The organism is Pisciglobus halotolerans (assembly GCF_900113675.1).
Taxonomy (GTDB): Bacteria; Bacillota; Bacilli; order Lactobacillales; family Carnobacteriaceae; genus Pisciglobus; species Pisciglobus halotolerans.
The window spans coordinates 1-25,183 of the sequence record NZ_FOQE01000029.1 but is presented as its reverse complement, the minus strand read 5'-3'; the positions used below and the strand labels follow the sequence as shown (position 1 = coordinate 25,183).

General features: G+C 39.4%; 20 protein-coding genes and 1 tRNA gene. 6 read left to right on the top strand and 15 right to left on the bottom strand.

Going from position 1 to position 25,183, the window contains the following annotated elements; all coding sequences use genetic code 11:
- From BM057_RS08915 to BM057_RS08895, 5 genes are all read left to right on the top strand, one after another.
- Nucleotides 1–244 (top strand): IS3 family transposase (locus tag BM057_RS08915; protein WP_143074500.1); only part of this gene is annotated, 244 nt, incomplete at its 5' end.
- A 252-nt stretch (nt 245–496) separates the two neighbouring features.
- The gene (selD, locus tag BM057_RS08910; protein ID WP_092093059.1) at nt 497–1,525 is read left to right on the top strand and encodes a selenide, water dikinase SelD; all 1,029 of its coding nucleotides are present in this window, start codon (nt 497–499) and stop codon (nt 1,523–1,525) included.
- Nucleotides 1,526–1,562: 37 nt separating this feature from the next.
- The gene (gene yedF, locus BM057_RS08905; RefSeq protein ID WP_047390901.1) at nt 1,563–2,162 is read left to right on the top strand and encodes a sulfurtransferase-like selenium metabolism protein YedF; all 600 of its coding nucleotides are present in this window, start codon (nt 1,563–1,565) and stop codon (nt 2,160–2,162) included.
- Nucleotides 2,162–2,431, top strand: a complete 270-nt coding sequence (locus BM057_RS08900) for a putative Se/S carrier protein (RefSeq protein ID WP_052181816.1) — start codon at nt 2,162–2,164, stop codon at nt 2,429–2,431. The genes yedF and BM057_RS08900 overlap by 1 nt, the downstream gene beginning before the upstream one ends.
- Before the next feature lie 2 nt (nt 2,432–2,433).
- On the top strand, nt 2,434–3,606 hold the full coding sequence (locus tag BM057_RS08895) for an aminotransferase class V-fold PLP-dependent enzyme (protein WP_177186218.1): 1,173 nt from the start codon (nt 2,434–2,436) through the stop codon (nt 3,604–3,606).
- A 311-nt stretch (nt 3,607–3,917) separates the two neighbouring features.
- Here the strand turns inward: BM057_RS08895 and mnmH are convergent, their stop codons facing one another.
- From mnmH to rpsF, 8 genes are all read right to left on the bottom strand, one after another.
- Nucleotides 3,918–4,967, bottom strand: a complete 1,050-nt coding sequence (mnmH, locus tag BM057_RS08890; RefSeq protein ID WP_047390907.1) for a tRNA 2-selenouridine(34) synthase MnmH — start codon at nt 4,965–4,967, stop codon at nt 3,918–3,920.
- A gap of 96 nt (nt 4,968–5,063) precedes the next feature.
- Nucleotides 5,064–5,136, bottom strand: a tRNA-Lys gene (locus BM057_RS08885).
- A gap of 451 nt (nt 5,137–5,587) precedes the next feature.
- On the bottom strand, nt 5,588–6,961 hold the full coding sequence (gene dnaB, locus BM057_RS08880) for a replicative DNA helicase (RefSeq protein ID WP_047390921.1): 1,374 nt from the start codon (nt 6,959–6,961) through the stop codon (nt 5,588–5,590).
- A gap of 295 nt (nt 6,962–7,256) precedes the next feature.
- Nucleotides 7,257–7,709 (bottom strand): 50S ribosomal protein L9, encoded by a 453-nt coding sequence (gene rplI, locus BM057_RS08875; protein ID WP_047390910.1) that lies wholly within the window; start codon nt 7,707–7,709, stop codon nt 7,257–7,259.
- Nucleotides 7,706–9,736, bottom strand: coding sequence for a DHH family phosphoesterase (locus BM057_RS08870; protein WP_092093054.1), 2,031 nt, complete (start codon nt 9,734–9,736; stop codon nt 7,706–7,708). The genes rplI and BM057_RS08870 overlap by 4 nt, the downstream gene beginning before the upstream one ends.
- Nucleotides 9,737–10,404: 668 nt before the next feature.
- On the bottom strand, nt 10,405–10,638 hold the full coding sequence (gene rpsR / locus BM057_RS08865; protein WP_047389806.1) for a 30S ribosomal protein S18: 234 nt from the start codon (nt 10,636–10,638) through the stop codon (nt 10,405–10,407).
- A gap of 26 nt (nt 10,639–10,664) precedes the next feature.
- Complete coding sequence (ssb, locus tag BM057_RS08860) at nt 10,665–11,180, bottom strand: single-stranded DNA-binding protein (RefSeq protein WP_047389805.1); 516 nt, start codon at nt 11,178–11,180, stop codon at nt 10,665–10,667.
- Nucleotides 11,181–11,221: 41 nt separating this feature from the next.
- Entirely contained in the window at nt 11,222–11,521 is a 300-nt protein-coding gene (rpsF, locus tag BM057_RS08855; protein ID WP_047389803.1) for a 30S ribosomal protein S6, read from the bottom strand.
- Between the two features lie 758 nt (nt 11,522–12,279).
- Between rpsF and BM057_RS08850 the strand changes: the two genes are divergently transcribed.
- Nucleotides 12,280–13,005, top strand: coding sequence for a YjjG family noncanonical pyrimidine nucleotidase (locus tag BM057_RS08850; RefSeq protein WP_092093051.1), 726 nt, complete (start codon nt 12,280–12,282; stop codon nt 13,003–13,005).
- 79 nt (nt 13,006–13,084) lie between these two features.
- Here BM057_RS08850 and gyrA read toward each other — a convergent pair whose 3' ends face one another.
- From gyrA to BM057_RS08815, 7 genes are all read right to left on the bottom strand, one after another.
- A complete protein-coding gene (gene gyrA / locus BM057_RS08845) occupies nt 13,085–15,598 on the bottom strand; it encodes a DNA gyrase subunit A (RefSeq protein WP_092093062.1) in 2,514 nt (837 codons plus the stop codon).
- 73 nt (nt 15,599–15,671) lie between these two features.
- The gene (gyrB, locus tag BM057_RS08840) at nt 15,672–17,609 is read right to left on the bottom strand and encodes a DNA topoisomerase (ATP-hydrolyzing) subunit B (RefSeq protein WP_092093048.1); all 1,938 of its coding nucleotides are present in this window, start codon (nt 17,607–17,609) and stop codon (nt 15,672–15,674) included.
- A 2-nt stretch (nt 17,610–17,611) separates the two neighbouring features.
- Nucleotides 17,612–18,733: a DNA replication/repair protein RecF gene (recF, locus tag BM057_RS08835; protein WP_092093046.1), complete on the bottom strand. Its 1,122-nt coding sequence runs from the start codon at nt 18,731–18,733 to the stop codon at nt 17,612–17,614.
- The gene (gene yaaA / locus BM057_RS08830; protein WP_047389795.1) at nt 18,733–18,987 is read right to left on the bottom strand and encodes a S4 domain-containing protein YaaA; all 255 of its coding nucleotides are present in this window, start codon (nt 18,985–18,987) and stop codon (nt 18,733–18,735) included. The genes recF and yaaA overlap by 1 nt, the downstream gene beginning before the upstream one ends.
- Before the next feature lie 304 nt (nt 18,988–19,291).
- Nucleotides 19,292–20,434, bottom strand: coding sequence for a DNA polymerase III subunit beta (gene dnaN / locus BM057_RS08825; protein ID WP_047389794.1), 1,143 nt, complete (start codon nt 20,432–20,434; stop codon nt 19,292–19,294).
- A 247-nt stretch (nt 20,435–20,681) separates the two neighbouring features.
- On the bottom strand, nt 20,682–22,019 hold the full coding sequence (dnaA, locus tag BM057_RS08820; protein WP_047389793.1) for a chromosomal replication initiator protein DnaA: 1,338 nt from the start codon (nt 22,017–22,019) through the stop codon (nt 20,682–20,684).
- Nucleotides 22,020–24,644: 2,625 nt separating this feature from the next.
- A complete protein-coding gene (locus BM057_RS08815) occupies nt 24,645–24,839 on the bottom strand; it encodes a hypothetical protein (protein ID WP_092093043.1) in 195 nt (64 codons plus the stop codon).
- Between the last annotated feature and the right edge of the window lie 344 nt (nt 24,840–25,183).

Here is a 25,183-nt window from a genome sequence, read left to right as displayed (position 1 = left end):
GAAGAAACACAGCATTTTCCAAAGTTTCTCTCGTAAAGGAAATTGTTTGGACAATTCACCAATGGAAAATTTCTTTAGTCTTTTGAAACAAGAAGTATATCATGGACAAGTTTTTCATAGCTACGAAGAACTAGAGAGAACAATCGTCACATTTATCGACTATTACAATCACAGAAGAATCAAACGGAAACTCGATTGGATGAGTCCAATCGACTATCGTAAAGAAATTCAGAACGCCGCTTAGGGTTAGAAGTTTCTTGCGGATAAAAGTAGAAAAAAAGAAGTGGATTTCTCCACTTCAAAAAAGTCTAATATTTGGGGGTCACTACACGTCTGAAACCAGATGCGGGCTGTTTTTTGCGCCAGTTGTTTTCTAGAACACATTTAAACAGAATAGCTGGTGGTTGATGGTAACAGCTTTATTTTTCGGATACATGGAACTTCTGATGAAAAGGTATATAATAGGAACGTATGTTTAGATAAGGAGGTAAGCAGCATGCAACAAGAATTATCTGATGAGCTTTTCATATGCGGCGGCTGTAACGCCAAGATGGGACCTGGCGCATTAAGTCAGTTGTTAGAACAACTGCCAAAACAAGAAGATGCTGACTTTTTAGTTGGATTCGATTCTGCCGATGATGCCGCCGTTTATCGCTTAGATGAAGAAACGGCACTGATCCAGACACTCGACTTCTTTCCAACCATGGTTTCTGATCCTTTTTTATTTGGCGAGATCGCAGCAGCCAATGCGTTGAGTGATGTATTTGCGATGGGCGGACAAATTTTGACCGCAATGAATATCGTTTGCTGGCCAGAAACAAAGCCTACTGAAATGCTGGCCAAAATTTTGGCTGGCGGTGCTAAAAAAGTTCAAGAAGCTGGCGGATTGCTCGTCGGCGGCCATTCTATCCATGATTCTTTGCCCAAATACGGCCTTTCTGTGACCGGCAAAGTCCATCCTGATCATATTTACCGCAACGATACTTGTCAGGAAGGGGATATCCTGATTTTAACGAAGCCTTTAGGGACCGGCATCGTAACCACCGCCTACAGTGCAGGCGAGATGTCTAAAGACCAGTTTGACTTAGCTGCAGAATCAATGACAACATTAAATCGCTACGCAGCAGCATATTTAGCTGGCTATACCATTCACAGCTGCACCGACATTACAGGTTTTGGTTTATTGGGACATTTGGCTGAAATGCTGTCCGATCGTTTTGCTGCTACTTTATATGCTGACAGTATCCCTTATATTCCTGGAGCTTACACAGGTGCTCAGGCGTTTTTAACAACGGCTGGCGGACAACGCAACCGCAATCACCTAGCTGACGATGTTGATTTTCAAATAGATGACTTTGCCTTAGAAGAGATTTTATTTGATCCGCAAACGTCTGGCGGCCTGCTTGTCAGTCTTCCGCTTAACGAAGCTGCTGCTCTGTCAAAAGAACTGGAAACTCTCGGTCTGCCATGCGGCATCATCGGGGAAGTCACTGCGCGATCAGAAAAGAAAATCACAGTTGTTTGATCAATAAGATTCATTTATTTTTTAGGAGGGATAGTCCATGAAAAAAATCGATGCTGTAGGACAAGCTTGTCCTATACCGACCATTATGACCAAACGCGCTTTAAAAGAACACACGGGAGAAGATTTGCTTGTCAGCGTGGATAATGAGATTGCTACGCAGAATTTAAGCAAAATGGCTGAGCAACTCAAACTCCAAGCTCATGTAAATAAAATCAGCGCAGAATTGTATGAAGTTCTTATTTCTTCAGACAGCAAAGAGACAGTCTCTACTGAAGAAACCGCAAAGACTGAACGAGTGCCGAGCCAAGACTACATTGTCGTGCTGCATACCGATAGTATCGGCAGTGGCAATGAAGAACTAGGCCGAACGCTCCTGAAAAGTTTTATCTTTTCTTTGACAGAACAAGAAAAATTGCCAGCAAAAATGTTATTTTACAATGCTGGTGCTTTGCTGACAGTGGAAGATTCCCCTATTTTAGATGATTTGAAAGCTTTGGAAGAACAAGGTGTCGAGATCTTGACTTGCGGAATCTGTGTCGAGTTTTACGGGTTAAAAGACAAGCTGGCTGTTGGCGGGATCACTAATATGTACCGGATCGTTGAGCTTGAAAGCATTTATAAGACCGTGATGCCTTAATGAACCGAAAACATTATGGCGTTATCACCTTTCCCACTTCTCAAGCAGCAGCCGCGGCAGAGGCACAAGTCAAAGCAGCAGGCTATGAGTGTCGTTTGATCCCTATGCCAGAGCAAATTTCTGCTGGATGCGGTCTCGTCCTGCAAGTTTCCGTTGAACAAACGCTAGACATTCAAAAACAATTGAGAGACCGCCAGATTTCTTTAGAAGGAAGCTATGAAGTCTGGTTTGAAAACCGCAAAAAATTTGTCCAAAAAATGGAAGGATAATCATGTATTATTTCGATAACAGTGCAACAACACTTAAAAAGCCGTCTGGTGTCGCTGAAGCCGTCTATCATGCCATCGCTGACGAACAGTTGGGAAATCCAGCCCGCGGGAGCCATGATGCAGCTTTGAATGCTTTGCGTCTGACCGAATCTGTACGCCAGCAAGTTGCAGCGCTTTTCGGTGTCTGTGACGCTTCTCATGTCTCTTTTATGCCAAATGCAACCACAGCGCTCAATACAGCTATTCGCAGTCTCTTATCACCCGAAGATCATATCTTGACCACTGTGACAGAGCACAATGCTGTTCTGCGGCCGCTGTATCAACTCGAAGAACGCGGCGCAAAATTGTCTTTTGTACCTGTAGACGAAGATGGGATACTCCAATACCAAGCTTTTGAAGAACTATTGCGACCGGATACGCGTGCCGTAGTGATCAATCATGCTTCCAACGTCACTGGCAACGTTGTTGATTTAGACTGGATCGGACGCTTTTGCCAAAAGCATAGACTCCTGCTGATCGTAGATGCTGCTCAAAGTGCAGGGATCTTAGAGATCAATATGGAGCAGCAGCACATTGATGCCTTGTGCTTTACCGGCCATAAAAGTTTGTATGGACCTCAAGGAACTGGCGGCCTTTGCCTCGCCAGCAAAACGCATCAGCTAAAGCCTGTCTTTACTGGCGGCAGCGGCTTTCATTCATTTGACAAGCAGTTTCCAACAGACTTGCCCACTGTTTTTGAACCTGGAACGCAAAATGTTCATGGACTAGCTGGGCTAAAAGCTGGTCTCTCCTATGTCAATGAACATGGTCTGTCCGCACTTAGACAAAAAGTCAACAGCTTAGCCGCTGACTTTGCTCATCAAATCAAAACGATTCCCGGTGTGCAGTTGTATGGAAAGTATGAAGAACAAACCACTTCTCCCATCAAAATGGCTCGCGTCCCGGTCGTTTCGCTTAATTTGACAAACTGGTCTTCCGGCGATTTAAGTGATGCACTCTTCATGGATCATGATATCGCTGTACGTCCAGGTGCTCACTGTGCCCCTTTGATCCACCAAGCACTGGGCACAGAAAAACAAGGTATGGTTCGCTTCAGCTTTTCTTCTTTCAACACCACAGAAGAAGTAACCCACGCCGTTAAAGCTCTGCAAGAATTAGCTAAAGAAAGTATGTGACTTACCTACACCGTCTATAAAACAAAATAGGATAAGGTAAGACTCGTTCGTGACGATTCTTTTCCTTTTCCATCTTTTTGCCAAGTTGTTTCTGTCCATCTAAAATTGATTTTGACCCCTGAGTTGGAATGATAAACGTTTTACGTTCCGACTCAAATTGATTTTGGTCCTTGAGTTGGAACGATAAGCCTGTTGCTTTCCAACTCAAACTCGCTTTGATTCTTGAGCTGGAACGATAGCCTTTTTAAATTCCTAGGAATACTGTAAAAAGGGACTAAGCAAAATACGTGCTTAGCCCCTTTTTAGGTTTTTCAAATAGATTTAAAAGGTTGTGCTTCTTTTGACCACTTCAAAATTGCTTCAGCTGTTGCAGCGGCATCGGTATTCAAAAATTGAGCCGCATATTCTTTTTTAGTATGGCTGTAGCGCGGGTCATAATATTTCAGCAACAAGTCTTCTATCACTTCATCATATGCGCCTTGTCTGACTTGCTTTTTGTATCGTTCAATCCGTTCTTCATTCAAATAGCGTTTCAATTCCTCTAATGCTGCGATAATCTCCTCGTCATTTCCGGGGTAAACATAGTCTTCTTTTAACTGCTGCAGTCGATCCTCCATTTCAGCATCAATGCGGATATTGACACCTTGCCGCATTGCTTCCACGAGAAACTGGGGTAAGACCACATTTCCGATCCGTTTGCTTTCGCCTTCTGTAAAAACGATCAAGGGCTCTTGCCACTGCTTAGCCGTTTCAAATAGCAGACTCTCAAACATCTTTTGCGAATGCGGCTCTTCTAGACCTACACTACCAAGCAACGACCCTCTATGGTTGGCACAGCCTTCCAAATCAAGAATATTAGCCCCTTGTTTCGCCAATTCTTTCAAAATAGCTGTTTTCCCATTACCTGTATTTCCATATAAAGTAATAAAATGCACTTTTTTAATGATTTCAGGCAAAAGGTGCGTAACAGTGCGACGATAGGATTTATACCCGCCTTCTAATCTGCTGACATTCAGACCGAGTGATTTCAACAAGGAGAAGATGGAATTGCTGCGGAATCCTCCACGGCTGCAAAAAATAACCATTTGGTCATACTGTCGAGCATATTCCTGATACTGCTGAAACATCTCAGGAAGACGCGGAGAAAGTGTGCTGATACCATACTGCTTTGCTTCTTCAATTTTCCCAGAATCATAAAGAATCCCTACTTCGCGTCGCTCATCATTATCCAAAACAGGCAGATTAACCGCTCCTGGTATCGTTGCCTTAGCATATTCTTTCGGACTGCGGACATCTACCAGCAAAGTTGTTTTTCCGGAAGGGTCTTTTTCTATTTCTTCATAGGTAGCAATAGGTTTCATCTTTTCATCCTTCTCTTTCTGGAGTATTTGCAAAAAAGCCTTATAACCGCTGAACGCCTTGCTCTTTCAACGACTATAAGACTAATGAAAATAGGATGGGATATGGGGGGCTCGAACCCTCGACCCGCTGATTAAGAGTCAGCTGCTCTGCCAACTGAGCTAATATCCCAAAAATTATATTTAAAATCTTGCAGAAACTAGTATACCACCAAAGACATCTTTAATGCAATTTTTTTGCTTTTTTTTTCAATAACCTATTAGCTTGCTGATGAAGAAAGAAGTATACTCCTGATAACCTTGGTATTCTTTTTTAGAAATAGCTGATTCTTTTAATTTGCCTGGTTTTCTTCACGTAAAAAGATAGATGAAACAGAAACAACTTTATGTCTTATCCTTCACATCAAACAATAATATAAGAACTAAACCATCACTTATTTTCCCAAAAAGTTACTATCTATTCAGTAAAATTAATGATAGACGTTAGGTGATGAAAACAGTAGAGCATCCTATCTTAGGTTCTATTAGCAAGATAAGATGCCTTTACTGCAGTCTTCTTTTTTAAGCACTTCAATCAACCTGCAAAAATAAAAAGCGGAACGCATACGCTTTTTGCCAATTGTTTAATGAATTTGTTCTTCTGGATAGAAGGCTAAAGAAGAAAACTTATTGTATTCTTTGATAAACAGCAGTTTAACTGTTCCCCGTGCACCACTTCTATTTTTTTCAATGATCACTTCAACGATATTGTCTTCTCCAGCTGCTACTTCTTCCTCTTCTTCGCCGCCTTCTCGTTGATAATAATCATCACGGTAAAGAAAGGCCACAATATCCGCATCTTGCTCAATAGAACCAGACTCACGAATATCACTCAATACTGGTCGTTTGTCTTGCCTTTGCTCTACGCCACGTGAGAGCTGAGAAAGCGCAATAACAGGTATTTTCAATTCTTTTGCCAATTTTTTCAATTGTCGAGAAATCTCTGAAACTTCTTGCTGTCTGCTTTCGCGACCGCTACCTTCAATCAGCTGCAAGTAATCGATCACCACTAGACCCAGCCCTTTTTCTTGTTTCAAACGACGACATTTAGCTCGAATCTCAGCTACCCGGATACCTGGCGTATCATCGATATATACGCTGGCTTTTGACAAACTGCCCATTGCAACGATCAAATTCTGCCATTCTTCTTCAGATAGGTTCCCCGTTCTCAAGTGACTTGCGTCAATACTGCCTTCTGCACACAACATCCGATTGACCAACGCTTCTGCTCCCATTTCCAAACTAAAGATCGCCACAGTTTCATCTGTTTTTGTTCCAACATTTTGTGCGATGTTCAGCGCAAAAGCTGTTTTTCCGACTGCTGGACGTGCAGCTAAGATGATCAGTTCTTCTTTTTGAAGACCTGCTGTCATTTTGTCTAGCAGTTGATAACCGGTCGGCAAGCCTGTAATTTCTTCATCATTTTGGTATAACTGGTCGATTTGAGCAACGGTTGCATTTAACACCTCTGAAATCGGCAAAAAACCGTTCCTGCTGCGTCGTTCTGAAACTTCTAGTATACTTCTTTCAGCTTCGTCTAAAACAGCTGCTACTTCGTCAGATTCCTCATATCCTTTAGTAACGATTTCAGTAGCTGTGCGGATCAGATTACGCAAGATTGCTTTCTGTTCGACGATCTTGGCGTAATACTCCATATTTGCAGCTGTTGGGACTGCAACGGCCAATTCTGTCAGATAAGGGATTCCTCCTACATCTTCCAACTGGTTTTTTGATTCTAATGCATTTGTGACTGTTACGATATCAATTGCTTCATTTTCATCATTTAATGCCATCATTGTTTCAAAAATCAACTGATGACCTCGGCGATAGAAGTCTTTCGCTTCAATAAATTCTAATGCACCCACTAAAGTATCCGGCTCTAAAAAGACCGAGCCTAACACAGCTTGTTCAGCTTCTATGCTTTGTGGCGGCAGGCGGTCTTGTAATGCTTCATTCACCAATTTTTCTACTTCCTTTCCATCTCATTCATGAACTGAGACGAACGCTTTTTCTATGAAACGAATGACTTTATTTTAACTTAAAAAAGCAGGGAATACAATCACTTAACAAACATGCGTTCCCTTTTCAAGCAAATATTTTTATCTTTTCGATATTGATTCTTTATCGTTGAAAATGCTGCGGTTTTTTTCTAAAAAACAGCCAATCCAAAAAAGGAGCTCAATACTGATTCAAACAAAACAAAAGAGCTAAGAATCTCTCTCAGCTCTCTTATTCTTTACTTTTTTTCTTCCATTATTCCGCTAACACACGAACCGTTAATTCGGCTGTCACTTCAGGATGGATCTTCACATCCATCTTTTGCGTTCCCAGCGTTCTCATAGGTACTTTCATATCGATTTTACGCTTGTCTAATTTCACATTCAATTGTTTTTGAGCTGCTGCCGCAATTTGTTTTGTGGTCACTGAACCAAATAAACGACCATCTTCAGCTGCTTTTTGTTTGATCTCAATAGCATTTTCTTCTTTTTCCAAAAATACCTTTAATTCTTTTGCTTCTTCCAGTTCTTCAGCTTCTCTTTTTTGTTCCGCTTGTTTTTTACCTTTTAATTCACTGATACTGGCTGAAGTGGCTTCTTTTGCCAAATTCTTTTTAAATAAGAAATTTTGTGCGTAACCATTTGGTACTTCCTTGACTTCGCCTTTTTTACCTTGATTTTTAACATCTTTTAGAAATATTACTTTCATCCTTCATCCTCCTCATTTGCATATTGATCATGGATCACATCCGCCAATTGTTTTTCAGCTTCTGCGACTGATACATTTTCCATCTGAGTTGCTGCGTTGGATAGATGTCCGCCGCCGCCCATTTTTTCCATAATAACTTGCACATTGATTTCGCCTAAACTTCTGCCGCTGATACCGATGCGACCATCATCTCTTTTAGTGATCACGAATGCAGCATCCACATGATTCATCGACAACATCGTATCTGCTGTTTGCGCGGTGACAACAGAGCTATATACTTTGTCTTCTTTTCCAGCAGCTATCGCAATATGGTCTGTAATGAAATACATATTTTCAATCAAATGACTTCTTTCCAAGTAGGTGGTTTGGTCTTCCTTCAATAAGCGCTGGATCAATACAGCATCGGCACCACATGATCTTAAGTAGCTAGCAGCATCAAAAGTTCTCGAACCTGTCCGTAAAGAAAAGCTTTTAGTATCTACAATGATTCCGCCAAGCATAGCTGTGGCTTCTATTTTATTGATCGGTTCTGCATCTGAAGGCTGGTATTCAAACAACTCGGTTACCAACTCTGCTGTAGAAGAGGCATAAGGTTCTATATAAACCAACGCCGGATTTTCTGGAAATTCTTCTCCTCTACGGTGATGGTCGATCACCACTGTTTGTCCTTTCATCTTCATCAGTTCCGGTGCAATCGCCATAGAAGGACGATGAAAATCAACGACGATCAATAAACTATTAGGTGTCATCATTTCTTTAGCTACTTCCGGTTCAATGATATACCGACTGAGCAGACTATCATTTTCAACTTTTTCCATCAACTTAGCTACGTCACTACTATATTCATTAGGTTTTACCACTACCCAAGCTTCTTTATCATTCATTTCTGTAATCCGACGAATCCCCAAGCAAGAACCGATTGCATCCATATCAGGATTGCGATGCCCCATTACAAATACCTGGTCAGCATGCTTGATCAATTCCTGTAGCGCTTGACTAATAACACGAGAACGAACACGCGTTCTTTTCTCCATTGGATTTGTCTTTCCTCCGTAATAACGAGGTTCTCCTTTAGGAGATTTCACAACTACCTGATCTCCTCCGCGTCCTAGAGCTAAATCTAAGTTGCTTTGAGCAAGATTGGCCAACTCGGTTAGATTTTCTTCTTCTCCGGAAATGTCCATGTACGCTAACCCAATACTTAATGTCAGCGGGTTATTTTGCTTAGAAGTTTTTTCTCTTATTTGATCTAGAATGCTAAAATTCTCTTTTTCCATTTTGGCTAATACATGCTGGTGCATCAACACAATATAACGGTCTTCTGCTACACGCTTCAAATAAAGATGTTCTTGCCTTGCCCAGTTTGATAATTGCGTGGTTACAAAGCTTGACATAGCAGAAATATTTCGGTCATTCATCCCTTGAATGATTTCATCATAGTTATCAATAAAAATATTTCCTATCACAATTTTTTCATCTTCATATTTCGCCTTGATTTGAGCGTACTGTGTAATGTCCATCAAATAAACAGCTTGAATATCATCTTGAATCACTGTTCGGTACGTTTTGTCTCCCCACGTAATCGTCTGTTGGCCTGTCTGGTGGCTTTCCTGAATCAAGTGATTTAATTCTTCATCGATTTCTTCCAATTTCTTTCCTAGTACTTCTTCCTGATACCCAATATGAGCTTGAAAGTAAGGATTTGCCCATTGCACAGTAAAGTCTTTATCAAAAAGCAAGATACCGATCGGCATTTTGATCAAAGCTTCCTGCTCTCCCTTTTTTGTGCGATAAGATAGTTCAGTAACGTATAGATTAACTCTTTCTGTTAAAAAGTCCAAATAACGATACATTAAAAAAATAAATATCATAAAACAAATCAACATAATTAAGCCAATATAAGCTTTAGCAAAAAAGCCTGCTAGAACCATTGCTAACTGTACAAATATTAATATCAGGCTAGCTGTTTCAACTTTATCATCATTAAGAAATTTTGGAAGCTTATCGTGAAACCATAATTTCTTCATCTTCTACTCCTTTTAAGATAATCTCTTATAACGTTTCTATTTTAACATTTATCGATAAGAGATACTAGCGCCTTCTTGTTTATCTTCATCCCCTACCATATGTTTCACGTGAAACATTAGACTTCATTTTGGCTATAAAAAAAATTGGATATACGATAAGGAGTTTTTTATTGATTCTATTTGAAAGCAAAAACACTTAAAACTGAGTGATGTTCTGCTTTTTCATTTTTCGATTATTTTCTATTTTTTTACTTTTTCAGAAAACATTCGTGTTGCTCTTACTTCCTTCAAAAAAATACCCCTGTTCAGTATTCAATGAACAAAGTGGTTCTTCCTCTTTTAACGTTGGTAAAGAAATTTCCTCCGATCGATGGGCTACTGATGGAAAGCCATGAGAACACATTGAGCCGAAAATCGCGTCTCAATGCTTGCAAGCTTCAAACTTAGTGTAGGCTAAAGCCTAACACTAAGTGATTCACATTGCATCTTTTTTCATGGCTATCAGTAGCCCTATGCGCCTCTTGAAATTTCTAGAAATAGGATTCTAACGAGCTTAGCATTAAAAAAATGATTTTTTACAGACCAACGTTAAATATTGTAGAACCAACAAAGTAAGATAAAAAGAAAAGACCGTGAATAAAATGAATTATCCAAGGTCTTTACTATTTTTATTCTTCACCTACGAATGGTAATAGTCCCATTATACGAGCACGTTTGATTGCTTTCGTCAATTTACGTTGGTTTTTAGCATATGTTCCTGTAACACGACGAGGTAAAATCTTACCTCTTTCTGAGATAAATCTCTTTAAAAGATCAACATCTTTGTAATCAATATGTTCGATATGATTAGCGGCAAAGAAGTCAACTTTCCGGCGTTTGCGTCCGCCTCTGCGTTGAGCCATTTTAAAATCCTCCTTTATTTATCGATTTAGAACGGTAAATCATCATCAGAGATATCAATCGGTTGACTGCTCTTTTCAAATGGATCAGAGCTTCCAAAGTCTTGATAGCCTCTTCCAGGGGTTTGTTGGGATTGTGATCTATTTTGATTGTATGAACTTTGTTGGCGATTATCATAAGAATTTGAAGAACCACTATCTTGTGTTCTTCTTTGATCTGTAACAGATTTAGATTCCAACATTGTAAATGTATTTGCTACCACTTCAGTAACATATACACGCTGGCCTTGCTGATTTTCATAATTACGCGTTTGAATACGGCCTTCAACACCAACTAAAGAACCTTTTTTAGTAAAGTTCGCTAATGTTTCAGCTGTTTTTCTCCAAGCTACGCAGTTGATGAAATCTGCTTCTCTTTCACCGCTTTGATTCGTATATTGTCTATTGACAGCTAAAGTAAACGAAGCTACTGCTGTACCATTAGAAGTATATCTCAGATCAACATCTTTTGTTAATCTTCCAACTAGCACGACATTATTAATCACGATACCCGCTCCCTTCAAATTGTTTCACGTGAAACAGTTTATTAATCGTCTTCTCTAACGATCATGTGGCGTAAAATTCCATCATTGATCTTAGCTAGGCGATCGAATTCGTTGATTGCTGCTGCATCTGAAGCCGTTAAGTTAACGAGATGGTAAGTACCTTCTCTAAACCCTTTGATTTCGTATGCAAAGCGACGTTTCGCCCAGTCTTTAGATTCAGTGATTTCAGCCCCATTATCTTTCAAAATGTTATCGAAGCGTTCTACTAAAGCAGCTTTTTCTGCTTCATCGATGTTTGGACGGATAATGTATAAAATTTCATAGTTTGCTGATTGACTCATCTTGACTGTCACCTCCTTGTGGACTTTGGCCCTTAATATACTTAAGAGCAAGGAGAGTATCTAAATTTAGACTACTCACATCTAAGTATTATACTTTTTTTCTTAGTTAAAGTCAACCATTTAATCGAAAGAGATAGTATAAAATAATTGTTGGAAAAAAGTTTTTGCACTTGTGCTGATCATGTTTTTTTATTTTTTTAAACAAGCGCTGATACATGCAAGGCAGACACTTCGCTTTCCGCGGGCGAACCGCGAGCTTCCTCGAACGGCACTGCGTTTCGTTCTGTGGGGTCTCACTTGGTCCGCTGTTCCCGCAGGAGTCTACGTGTCGTGCACCTGCTTATTTAGATAGACTATTTTAGTGAATCTCATAAAAAATCAATGTCCTAAAACACGCAAGATAGCGATCATTAACTATTGATAAAAAATTCGCACTTGTACTAGTAATATTTCCTATATTTTATTCTTTTTGCTTTTTTTAAATGAGCGATGAACGTCGCAGGACAGAGAGACAGAAGAAGTGGAAACAACTGTATGGAAGCCGTGCTGCTAAACAGCTTCTGGTCGTGGATGTCCAAAAGCTCATCAGACTATACCGTGCACAGAAAGAGAAAGCTACTTTCTAAAGAGTATTCGTTGCAGCATTATTTCTACGGAATATATTACAAAAAGTAGTTTTCTTGGTATACTACTACTGGTCATAAATAACAGGTACACAAAAAATATTTGCTCTGAAACAAAAGGAAGGCAGGAACTGGATGAACAATTATAAATTTTTATTATTTGATGTAGATGATACACTGTTAGATTTTAAATCTTCTGAAAAAGCTGCACTGCAGTCCTTATTTGAAGAGCAACGAATCCCTTTTACTGAAACCATTGCTCAAACTTACAGCAGAGTGAATCAAAAACTTTGGCAAGCCTATGAAGTGGGTGAAATCAGTCGAGAGACAATTTTCAATACGCGTTTTTCGGTCGTCTTTGAAGAATTAGGACAAGCGGTAGACGGTGAAGTTTTTGAACGTCATTATCGACATCTTTTAGGAGAGGGACATGACCTGATCGATGGTAGTTTGAAACTGATCCAAGATCTTTCAAATCAGTATGATTGTTACGTGGTCACAAATGGTGTTTCTGATACACAATACCGACGTTTAACGGATGCTCAGCTGCTGCCTTATTTTGAAGGAATTTTCGTTTCAGAAGATACAGGCTTCCAGAAACCCATGAAAGCCTTCTTTGATCATGTTTTTGCCCGTATCCCTCATTTTGATCTTGAACGAGCGTTAATTATCGGAGATTCATTAACTTCTGATATTCAAGGCGGAATCAATGCTGGCATCGATACTTGCTGGTTTAATCCAGAACAAAAAGAAAACCATACAGCTATCTTGCCAACTTATGAGATACAACATTTATCAGAAATATATTCTTTATTAGCTGGAAACCTAGAAAAACACACAGCTCGTCTTCATGCTAAATAAAATAAAAAAGAACTGTTGGATCTTAATGTCAGATCCAGCAGTTCTTTTTTTTTCAACAGTTGCTGTTTTGGGACAGATTTTATTCTGCGTCTGTTTCTTCATCTTCAACTTGTTCTACAGGCTCGTCTTGTACAACGACTTCTGTTTGTCCTTCTGCTTCGTCAATCACATCAATGACTTCCTCAGGCTCTACTACTGGAGCATCTGTTTCAACTTCCGGTTCAACTTTTGCCATAGTAGAAACGATCACGTCTTCTGCTACTTTGATCAAACGTACGCCTAATGTGGCACGACCTGTTTGTGAGATGCTGGAAGCGCTCATGCGGATGATCACGCCTTTATTGGTAATCAACATCACATCTTCGTCTCCTTGCACAGTCGTCAAGCCAGCTAAGTTACCATTTTTCTCCGTGATATTAGCCGTTTTGACCCCTTTACCGCCTCGTCCGCGGATACTATATTCATCGGCAGAGGTTCGTTTACCATAACCTTTTTCAGTGATAATCAGCACTTCTGATCCTTCTTCTAAGATATCCATGCCGACCACATAGTCGCTTTCTCTCAAGCGGATGCCTCTTACACCGCGTGCAGAACGTCCCATTGAGCGGACAACATTTTCATCAAAGCTGACGGCATAACCTTCATGTGTTCCAATGATAATATTCTTGGTTCCGTCCGTTAAAGCCACACTGATCAGCTCATCTTCTTCATTCAACACAATAGCCTTCAATCCATTGCTGCGGATATTGGCAAATTCTGTTACTTCGGTCCGTTTAACGGTTCCTTTACGCGTTGTAAAGAAGAGGTAATGACCTTCTTCCGCTTTTCCAGAAACATTGACCACTGCTTGAATGGTTTCTTCTGAGTCGATCCCTAGCAAATTGATAACTGGAATCCCTTTGGCTGTGCGACCATATTCAGGAATCTCATATCCTTTTGAGCGATAAACTTTCCCAGTATTGGTAAAGAAGAGGAGCACATCATGGGTAGAACAAGTAACAAGCGTTTCAATGAAATCGTCATCATGCATACCCATTCCTTGAATCCCGCGGCCGCCACGTCTTTGGGATTTGAATTCAGAACTTGGCTGGCGTTTGATATAGCCATTGTTGGTCAAGGTAATGATCACATCTTCTTCTTCAATCAAGTCTTCATCTTCCAAACTCAAGACTTCGCCTACCAATAGCTCAGTCCGGCGTTTGTCGCCAAATCGATCTTGGATTTCTCTTAATTCTGTTTCAATGATCTGATGGACACGTTCTGGGCGAGCCAAAATATCTTTCAAGTCATTGATCAATACAATCAATTCATTGTATTCTGCTTCGATTTTTTCACGTTCCAGACCTGTTAAACGTACCATCCGCATATCCAAAATCGCTTGTGATTGCTTATCGCTTAAACCAAAGCGTTCGATCAAGGTCGTTTTCGCGATATCCCCTGTTCTTGAACCGCGAATGATAGCGATGATTTCATCGATATGGTCTAATGCAATGCGTAGACCTTCCAAAATATGTGCCCGAGCTTCCGCTTTTTGTTTATCATATTCCGTTCTTCTGCGAATGACGATCTCTTGGTGTTTCAAATATTCTTCCAAAATCGTCTTAAGGCTTAATACTTTTGGTACACCATTTACGATAGCCAGCATATTGAAGCCGAATGAAGTTTGTAAAGAAGTTAATTTATAGAGATTATTTAACACGACACTAGCACTGATATCGCGGCGAACATCAATGACGACACGCATTCCATCACGGTCTGATTCATCCGTTAAATCGGTGATGCCTTCGATCCGTTTATCACGAGCCAAATCGGCGATACGTGTCACCAATTTTGCTTTGTTGACCATATATGGCAATTCGGTCACGATGATCCGTTCCTTGCCGTTTTTGAGCGTTTCGATCTCTACTTTTGCCCGAATCGTTATCGAGCCTTTACCTGTCTCATAAGCGCGTCTGATACCGGATTTGCCCATCACTAATCCACCTGTTGGAAAATCAGGTCCAGGAATGGCTTCCATCAAATCAGCTGTGGTCACATCTGGATCTGCCATCAGCAAGTGCAGTCCTTCGATCACTTCATTCAAGTTATGCGGCGGAATGTTTGTAGCCATCCCAACTGCAATCCCTGTTGCGCCATTGACCAGCAGGTTAGGGAAACGAGCTGGCAAGACATCTGGTTCACGTTCAGTTCCGTCATAGTTATCATGATAATCAATCGTATTTTTATTGATATCTCGCAACATTTCCAATGACATCTTCGTCATACGAGCTTCGGTATACCGCATCGCTGCAGCTGAGTCTCCATCGACAGACCCAAAGTTCCCATGTCCGTCGACTAATGGATAACGGTAACTGAAATCTTGCGCCATCCGCACCATAGATTCGTAGATTGCACTGTCTCCATGAGGGTGATACTTACCCATTACATCCCCTACGATACGTGCTGACTTTTTGTGTGATTTATCAGGAGTCACCCCAAGTTCATTCATTCCGTATAAAATACGGCGGTGAACAGGCTTTAGCCCATCCCGCACGTCTGGTAAAGCTCTAGAAACGATGACACTCATTGCGTAATCAAGGAAAGATTTACGCATTTCGCTAGACAGGTTAATTTCTTCAATCGTTCCTCTGTAATCTTCTTCTGCCAATTCTTTTCATCCTCCTTGATTAGACATCTAAGTTTTGAACATATTTGGCATTGCTTTCAATGAACTCGCGTCTTGGTTCGACACGGTCTCCCATCAACATGTCAAATACTTGGTCTGCTACGATCGCATCATCTACTGTGACTTGCAGCATTCTTCTATTTTCAGGATTCATCGTTGTTTCCCAAAGCTGCTCTGCATCCATTTCTCCTAACCCTTTATAGCGTTGAACAACAGGTTTTGGAGATTTTGGAATTTCAAGCAAATATTGGTCAAGTTCTTCATCACTATCCAAGTAAACAGATTTCTTTCCTTGACGCACTTGATACAACGGCGGCTGAGCGATATAAACGTAACCTGCTTCAACGACAGGACGCATATAGCGGTAAAATAACGTTAACAGCAGTGTCCGAATATGCGCTCCGTCCACATCGGCATCCGTCATGATCACTAGTTTGTGGTAACGTGCTTTGGAGACATCGAATTCTTCGCCAAAGCCAGTTCCCATCGCTGTGAAGAGCGAACGGATTTCTTCGTTAGATAAAATTTTATCCAGAGACGCTTTTTCAACATTTAAAATCTTTCCGCGGATCGGTAAAATCGCTTGGAACAAACGAGAACGTCCTTGTTTAGCTGATCCGCCAGCTGAGTCTCCTTCAACAATGAACAATTCGCTGATTTCAGGATCTTTGCTTGAGCAGTCGGCCAACTTACCAGGCAAGTTGCTGATTTCCAAGCCGCTCTTCTTACGGGTCACTTCTCGCGCGCGTTTAGCAGCCAAACGTGCTTTTGAAGCCAACATTCCTTTTTCAACGATTTTTTTAGCTATTTGAGGATTTTCCATCAAAAAGCGTTCAAAATGAGTCGAGAATAAACGGTCAGTAATCGTTCGTGCTTCTGAATTTCCCAGCTTAGTTTTTGTTTGTCCTTCAAACTGAGGATCCGGATGCTTGATCGAAACCACAACTGTCAATCCTTCTCGTACGTCATCTCCTGACAACTTGTCTTCGTTTTCTTTCATCAACTTGTTTTTTCGTGCGTAGTCATTCACTACACGTGTTAAAGCTGTTTTAAAGCCCGCTTCATGCGTTCCGCCTTCATAGGTGTGGATATTATTCGCAAAACTCATTAAGTTGCTGTGATAGCCGTCTGTGTGCTGCAGAGACACTTCAACTGAGATGCCTTCTTGTTCATCTTCAAGGTAGATAGGTTCGTCGTATAAAACTGTTTTATTTTGATTTAAAAATTCGACGTAACTCTTGATCCCGCCTTCATAGTGATAAACACTTTTTGTTTCTTCTTCAGCTCTTTTGTCTTCGATCGTGATTTTTAGGCCGCGGTTCAAAAAGGCTAATTCACGAATTCGTGTTGCCAATTTTTCATAATCAAATGCGACGGTTTCTTTAAAGATCTCTGGGTCAGGAGTAAAATGAACAGTTGTTCCTTGACGGTCTGTTTCGCCAGTCACTTCTAAATCATTCATGACCTTTCCACGAGCATAAGACTGGTGATAAATCTTGCCTTGCTTATAAACGTAAACATCTAAGTCTTTAGACAAAGCATTCACGACAGAAGAACCTACCCCGTGCAAGCCGCCGGAAACTTTATAACCTCCGCCGCCAAACTTACCGCCTGCGTGCAGAATCGTAAAAACAGTTTCAACTGCAGAACGTCCTGTTTTGGCTTGAACATCTACTGGTATTCCCCGACCATTATCGATAACGGTAATGCTGTTATCTTCTTCGATCACCACATTGATTTCATCTGCAAAACCTGCTAAAGCTTCATCGATCGAATTGTCCACGATTTCCCACACTAAATGGTGCAAGCCCTCGCTGCTGGTCGAACCAATATACATTCCTGGGCGCTTACGTACAGCTTCTAAACCTTCCAATACTTGGATCTGACTAGCATTGTACTCTTTTGCAAGTTCAGCTCTGTCTTTTATTTCATCCGCCACACTTATTCACTCTCCGTTTCTATATTTCCTTGATCAATGTTAAATACTTTCGGTGCGTCCAAAAGATTTTTCTTTACCCCATCCAAACTAGTGGTCGTCAAAAACGTTTGGACTTTATTTTGAATGGCTGTCAGCAGATGCGTTTGTCGGTTGTCATCCAATTCCGACAAAACATCATCCAACAGCAAAACAGGATATTCCCCTGTCAACTCATGCATCAAACTGATTTCAGCCAGTTTAATGCTCAAAGCTGTTGTCCGCTGCTGACCTTGAGAGCCATATGTTTGGACATTTTTTTCATTTACAAAAAATTTTAAATCATCTCGATGAGGTCCGGCTATCGTGGTCCCTTGATCCAATTCTCTTTTTTGATTGTCTTGATAAACATTCAGTAAATCAGTATAAATGGCTTCTTTATCTTCTGGATCAGTTAGCACAATGGAACAGGCATAGTCGATCATCAGTTCTTCTCGTTGTTTAGAGATCTCCTGATGGATCGGCTGTGCCCATGTTTCAAGCTGTTTGGCAAACGAAAAACGTTCTTTTAAAACAGCTGCCCCGCTGATGGCCAACTGTTCAGTCAGCACTTCTAAAAAAGTCAGGTCCGTTGCTTTTCTCATCGCCAATTGTTTCAAATACTGATTGCGCTGTTTAAGGATATGCTGATATTCCACTAAATGATGCAAATAAACCGGACTAATCTGGCCCAATTCCATATCGATGAATTTTCTTCGTACATTAGGCGCACCTTTCACCAAAGAAAGATCTTCAGGTGCAAACAAAATCACATTTAGGTTGCCGATATAGGCACTCAGTTTTTTTTGCTCCAAATGGTTGAATTTGGCCTTTTTTCCTTTACGGGAAATAGTAATGTCCAATGGAAAAGAAGAATGTTTTTTCTGTACACGCCCGCTGATCCGAGCGAATTCCTCGTTCCATTGGATCAATTCTTTGTCATTAGCTGTTCGATGGCTGCGTGCCATAGCTAGTACATAAATGGCTTCCATCAAGTTTGTTTTCCCTTGGGCATTTTCACCGAGGAAAACGTTGATTCCCTTAGAAAAAGCAACTTCAGCTTTTTCATAATTTCTAAAATGTGTCAATTCCAGTTGCTGGATAAACATCAGACAGTCTCATCAGATGCAGCATCTGTTTTCTCTTTTTGTTGTTTGATAATGAAAGTTCCTTCGTCTGGAACTTCTACTACTGAACCTGGATAGATTTTCTTTCCTCTGCGGTTCTCCAGCTCTCCATCAATGCGTACAGCATTTTCAGCCAGATACCACTTAGCCATTCCGCCGCTGGAAATAATATCTGTATGTTTCAGTAGTTGTCCTAACGTAATAAAAGCTTTGTCGATCATCACTGCTTGTTTCACTTTGTCACCCGCTTTTCAATAAAATAAGCGTGGAACAGTTGAAAATCCACGCGTATCTCTTTTATCTGTTGTCTCTATTATACTCTTTTTTCAACTAATTATCAAACAAATCTTAAATATACAGTGCTTATATCCATTTTAATGGCGAGATAAAGAAATACTCGAAAAAGAAAAAAAGAGCTGTAAACGCAAAAATCGGTCTAAAAAAGTGAAATATAAAAAAACTACCCTTTTCAAATGAATGAAAAAGGTAGTTTTCAAAAATAGTGAGCAGAAGTATTTTTGTTTTTTGCTCCATAGCTTTTTAAAAAGTACGAACAGGTGTGATCAGCTGGATAAACTCTTTGCCTTCTGCAGCTGGAACGAGGATAAATGGACGAACAGGTGAAGTAAATTTAACTTTGATATCCATTTGTCCAAAAGCACGCAAGGCGTCTTTCATATAGTCAGGATTGAAAGATAAATCGATCGATTCGCCTGTCATTGATTTGAACGCTACTTCTTCTTCAACATTCCCAACTTCTGGAGAGTTCCCGGAAATCTTGATGCGATCTGGGTTAACAGATAACTTGACCACATTATTTTTTCCTTCATGGGACAACAAAGAAGCTCTTTCGATCGATCCCAGTAAAGTATGCGCATCAAATTCGACTGATGTAGCAGTTTGATCAGGAATTAACCGGTTTGTATCTGGATAGCGTCCTTCTAACAAACGAGAATAGAAATATAAGTTTTCTGTTTTAAACAGTACTTGGTTTTCAGTTACCATCATTTCAATGGTTTCTGCGGTATCTTCCAATGTTTTAGCCAACTCAATCAAGCTCTTAGCTGGAATCACGACATTATATGTCTTTTGAGCTTGTTCTGGTGTCATCGATAGTGGGATCACTCGTTGGCTTAGACGATGACTATCGGTAGCAACTGCTAACAATTGTTCATTTTCGATCACGATATTGATCCCTGTCAAAATCGGACGGCTTTCATGCGAAGAAGCAGCAATCACTGTCTGATTGATCACTTGCTTAAACAAGTTGACCGGCAAATGAAACGATTCGTTTTCATCAATAACAGGCAAATGCGGATAATTGTTAGCGTCTATCCCATTAATCGTAAAGGACGCCGATGCAGAGGTGATAGAGGTTTGGAAACGATCAAGTACTTCAACAGTCATCGTTTCTTCCGGAAGTTTGCGGACGATTTCATTAAAGAAGCGTGCTTGCAGAACAATAGCGCCTGTTTCTTCAATTTCTAGTTGGTTGCTTTCTTCTTCAATCGGAATAAAAGCTTCAATCGAGATATCTGAGTCACTACCTGTCAGCGTTAAGCCGTCTCTATCAGCAATGATTTTGATTCCTGTCAAGATTGGAATAGTTGTACGTGAAGAGATCGCTCTTTGAACATCCGCTAAACGATTCAAGAAAGCTGTTCTTTTGATTGTAAATTTCATTCTGTTTAAACCTCCAATTGTATTTCTATCAGATAAGTCTAAAGGGATGAAGGAGCTTCATCACCTTTTTAATTATTAAGATTAAGTTCTTTAGTAATAGTAGTAGAGCTTGTTGATACTGTGGAAAAGCAGTAAAAAGCAAGAAACACGTAAACGTTCCACATGTGGATAACTTGTGCAGAAAAATGAGCATAACTTCTTAATTGTCCACAAGTGAAAAAAGCATTCTTTTAACTGGTCTCTATTTTTACTGCAGCGTTTTTTTGATTTGTCCAACTTCTTCTTTTAATGTATCGTCTTTTTTTAATGATTGCTCGATCTTTTCATGTGCATGAATGACCGTTGTATGATCTTTTCCGCCAAATTCTTTTCCGATTTTCGGCAATGAAGAAGAAGTCATCTCTCTCGACAAATACATGGCGATCTGCCTAGGTTCGACGATAGCTTTAACACGTTTCTTCCCTTTTAAATCAGCTACGGGAACACCATAAAACTTACTGACAGCATTTTGAATATCCTTAATGGTCAGTGAAGCAGGTTTTGAATTGTGCAGCATGGTTTTTAAGGCATCAGCAGCCAAACTAGTAGAGATTTCTTGACTTTGAATAGCTGCATACGCTTGTACACGTACCAGCGCACCTTCTAATTCCCGAATATTAGAATCGATTTGCCCAGCGATATAGCTAAGTGTATCATCAGGGATCTCAAGACGCTCAGCATTTGCTTTCTTCCTTAAAATCGCGATCCGTGTTTCTAAATCAGGCGGTGTAATGTCAACCGAAAGTCCCCAAGCAAAGCGCGAAACTAAGCGCTCCTGCAGTTTAGGGATCTCGTTCGGCAAACGATCGCTCGTCAAAACGATTTGTTTGCGGTCATCGTAAAGTGCATTAAAAGTATGGAAAAATTCTTCCTGTGTTCCTTCTTTGTCTGCAAAAAATTGGATATCATCCACTAAAAGCAAGTCTACATTGCGGTATTCTTGACGAAATTTTTCTTGTGTTTTGTTTTGGATCGAATTAATAAAGTCATTGGCAAATGTTTCACTAGTAACATATTTGACTTTAGCGTCTGGATTCAATAGAAGCATTTGGTGGCCAATAGCGTGCATCAAGTGCGTTTTGCCAAGTCCGACTCCTCCATAGAAAAATAGCGGATTATAAATAGTTCCTGGTTCTTCTGCCACCACCAATGCTGCCGCATGAGCCATTTGGTTGCCTTTTCCGATAACGAATGTGTCAAAGACGTATTTCTCGTTCAATATGGCATTTTTCTTAAACGGGTTAATAGCAGCTGAAGGTTGATCACTTTTTTCTTCTTCTATTACTGCAGCATCCTCTTCATTTTTAATCACAAAGACGGGCGACAATTCTTGTCCCGAATATTCATAAATGTTTTCAACGATTTTCGTTGCAAGATTATTTTCCCAGTATTCTTTATGTAAAGATGAGGGAACTTCAATAATGAGATGCTGTCCAGTCAACCGAATGGGCTGAGCAGATTCTATCCAAGTATCAAAACTGACTTTCGAAAGGGAGAGTTTAAATTTTTCTTTTAAAAACTTCCACAACGCTTGTAGGTCATCCAACAGAAGGGCCTCCTTTTTTAAATGATTTTGTTTATTTTTTCGGTTTTAAACAAGTTCCTGTACAGTTTATCATTTTTGCGGAAAGTTTTCCACAAGGACTTTCCACCTGTTGAAAATTTATTCAGAAGCTGTCTATAATGTTATCCACAAGGTCAAAAATAGGAGTGGATAACATAGGAATAAATAGAAAAATCCAAACAAAATTGTGGATAAATATCCAAATACAAATGTTGTTGTATCAGTGGTTCAACTCACTTATCAACAAACGGAATCAGCTTGTGGATAATCATTTTGCACACGCTGTTTTTATGTGGATAACCTGTTGATTTGTAGGTGGAGAAACCGAACGATAAGTAAATGCTTCTAGTTGCTAAATGTGGAAAGAAATGCACACATGTGGATAAGTTAGAAAGAGAAAATGAAAAGAGGAGTGGGGAAAGAGCGGAACGTTGTATGTTTATGTAAAGGAGATTTTTTAGAAAAAATAGTGAATATGAAAAAGCAGAGAGGAATAAAAAATCAGTTGATTTGAATCGTGATGAGAGTAGAAAAAATGTTGAGATAAAGAAAGTAGGGGAGACAAATAATAGAAATGCGTGTAAGTAAGGCTACTGAATAATGAACGATGCAGTTATTTTCGCTTTTTCTGTCCCTTTGCATAAAAAGCATTTTGATTCTTAGACTTTTGCACTGACAAATGTACACCAATCTGTCCCGCCTTACTATCTCTAAGTCAGTAAGATACTCGGTTTGCGCAGCCATTCGAACTGGTTTTGAATGTTGCATTTAATGACCAACTCGAACAAGTTGTGGTACTCGAGTTTGTTATTAACGCCTCTTATTGACCAACTCAAACTAGTTGCGGTACTCGAGTTTGTCATTAACGTCTCTTATTGACCAACTCAAACTCAATACGGCTCTCGAGTTTGTTATTAATGCCTCTTATTGACCAACTCAAACTCAATACGGCTCTCGAGTTTGTTATTAACGCCTCTTATTGACCAACTCAAACTCAATACGGCTCTCGAGTTTGTTATTAACGTCCCTTATGGACCAGCTCAAACTAATTGCAGTCTTCTAATACAAAAATTTTAAAAGGAAATATCCTCTATTGAAAGCAGCTTATATCATAAATAATGACTTCGTGCAGATCAAAAAAGTCATTCATTTAGAAAGAGAAAACTACTTTCTAAAGTTTGTTCGTTGTAGTGTTATTTAATAGGCAGTATTTGATTTTCTATTATTTTAAAATAATAGAAAAGATCAGGGAATAATATTCTCTGTGCTGATCCTCAAGCATTAGATTTTAGTCTAATGCTCAGTGCTCATGACAGTTCCTTGATCTTTTAATTGGTTCTATTCATTTTTAACATGGTCATTTTCGGTCTTGATTATTCAGAGAAATTTTTGAATGATTGTCTCAATACTAAAAATAGTTATGAGCCAAACAGTAAAGAGAGGATACCTGCAGATAGGGCTCCGATAAGGTACCATTTTCTATTTTCCCAATTGCGTTTCATTTTATTTGACAATTTCTGTCTCATTGGTTAGCCTCCTAAAAAATGCTTAGCTATTTTTCTATCTTTTCTATCCGTTTATCATAGGTCGCGATTCTATTTGTAGAAAACTAGTCCAAGCTTATTTGAAGAAAATAGTCTACTTTAGTTTAGTTAGCCAATCCCCAAAAGTTAGATCAAAAGTCTAACTCTCGGGAGTCGCTTCAGCATACAAACTGGTCAGACTCTTTTTAGCTTCTAAGAACATTGTTAGTGTTAAAAATTTTGAATATCTGTTTTTGATTTTGATGATTCTAGTTTACGTTTTTGTGAAACTATTTCCCCAATAGAAATAGCTAACGTTACCCATACTCCAATGTTGTTCAAACCTATACCAGAAGTTGATTTTCTACCTAATATTGTTAGCATGATCATTACAGAGAACAAATAAATTAGCGTGATGACCTGCCCTTTAATATTTTCTATATTATTAGGACGTCGAAAACGTTTAAATAATATAGAAATCAAATATAAACTTAGCATAATCCATATATTTATGTTTCTTGGAATTATATTAGATAGTGACGTATCAGGAAAATAATCATAAATCATCAAAATCGTTAGAGGAATATAAAAAATTAAGTCACTAACTTTTAAATATTTAATAACAAGTCACCCCAAATCTGAATTATTTCTTTTGAATATGAGTAGCATAGTAAGTAACATGGGTTGGGTTATTAAAAGCTGAACTCGTATGCCTTACAATTGTACTGAAGTATTGCCAATAATTAGTATTAGCTGCATATGTTGCTCTTGAAAGCCATTCTGATGTGTATGTGGGTTTTACATTCCATCCTAAAACTGAGGAAAGTATATAACTTTTATAAGTTTTATTTGTATATTTTGTTGGTATCTTTGTTCCTACCCAAGCCACGAAAACATCTACTACAAATTGTACGCTTTTATTAGTGTTTATCCTGTTAACAGGTCCATGAGTAATTGTTCCGGTATAGGTACCATCTTGAACAGGACCAAAAGGAGTTATTTCTGGTCTTTTACTTGCTTCTTTTACTTCTTGTTTAATTCTAAGAAAGTCTTCTTCATTTAATTCTACATTAGATGAGATAGCTCATCCATCAAACTCGTATTCCTGTTCAATTTCTTCTTGAAAAGCTTCTACATTAAGGTCTGTTGCATTTGGATTTGTTGTAATTTCAGTGTCTTTAATTTGTGTACCTGTTTCTTCTGCGAATACACTAAAACTTGGAGCTGTAGCACTTAGTAATGTTGTAGCTATTAAGCTGCTTAATAATATTTTTTTCATATTATATTCTCCCTTTTTTACGCTCAGTTGTAAAGTCAAATGCATAAATTTTTATAAAAACCTTGGTAGACAATGGATTTACTAAAAAGTCAGTATTATCAAGGGATGGGATAATCTTCTGTCTTTAGTCTTGTGCCCATTCTATTTTTTTTGGCTTATTGTTGGTGCGTCTTTTAGCGTGTCTTGCAATAAGCTGTGTCAAGAGGAAGAGCAGAGCGGCTCTTGATACAGCTTGCGGCAAGACGCTATCCTTTCGGCGCAACAAGAAGCTCGTTAAGCTGCGACTATTCTATCTATTTCAGATTCCAAGCATTCTTTTGGTGTAGCATAAGCTAAGATCCGGC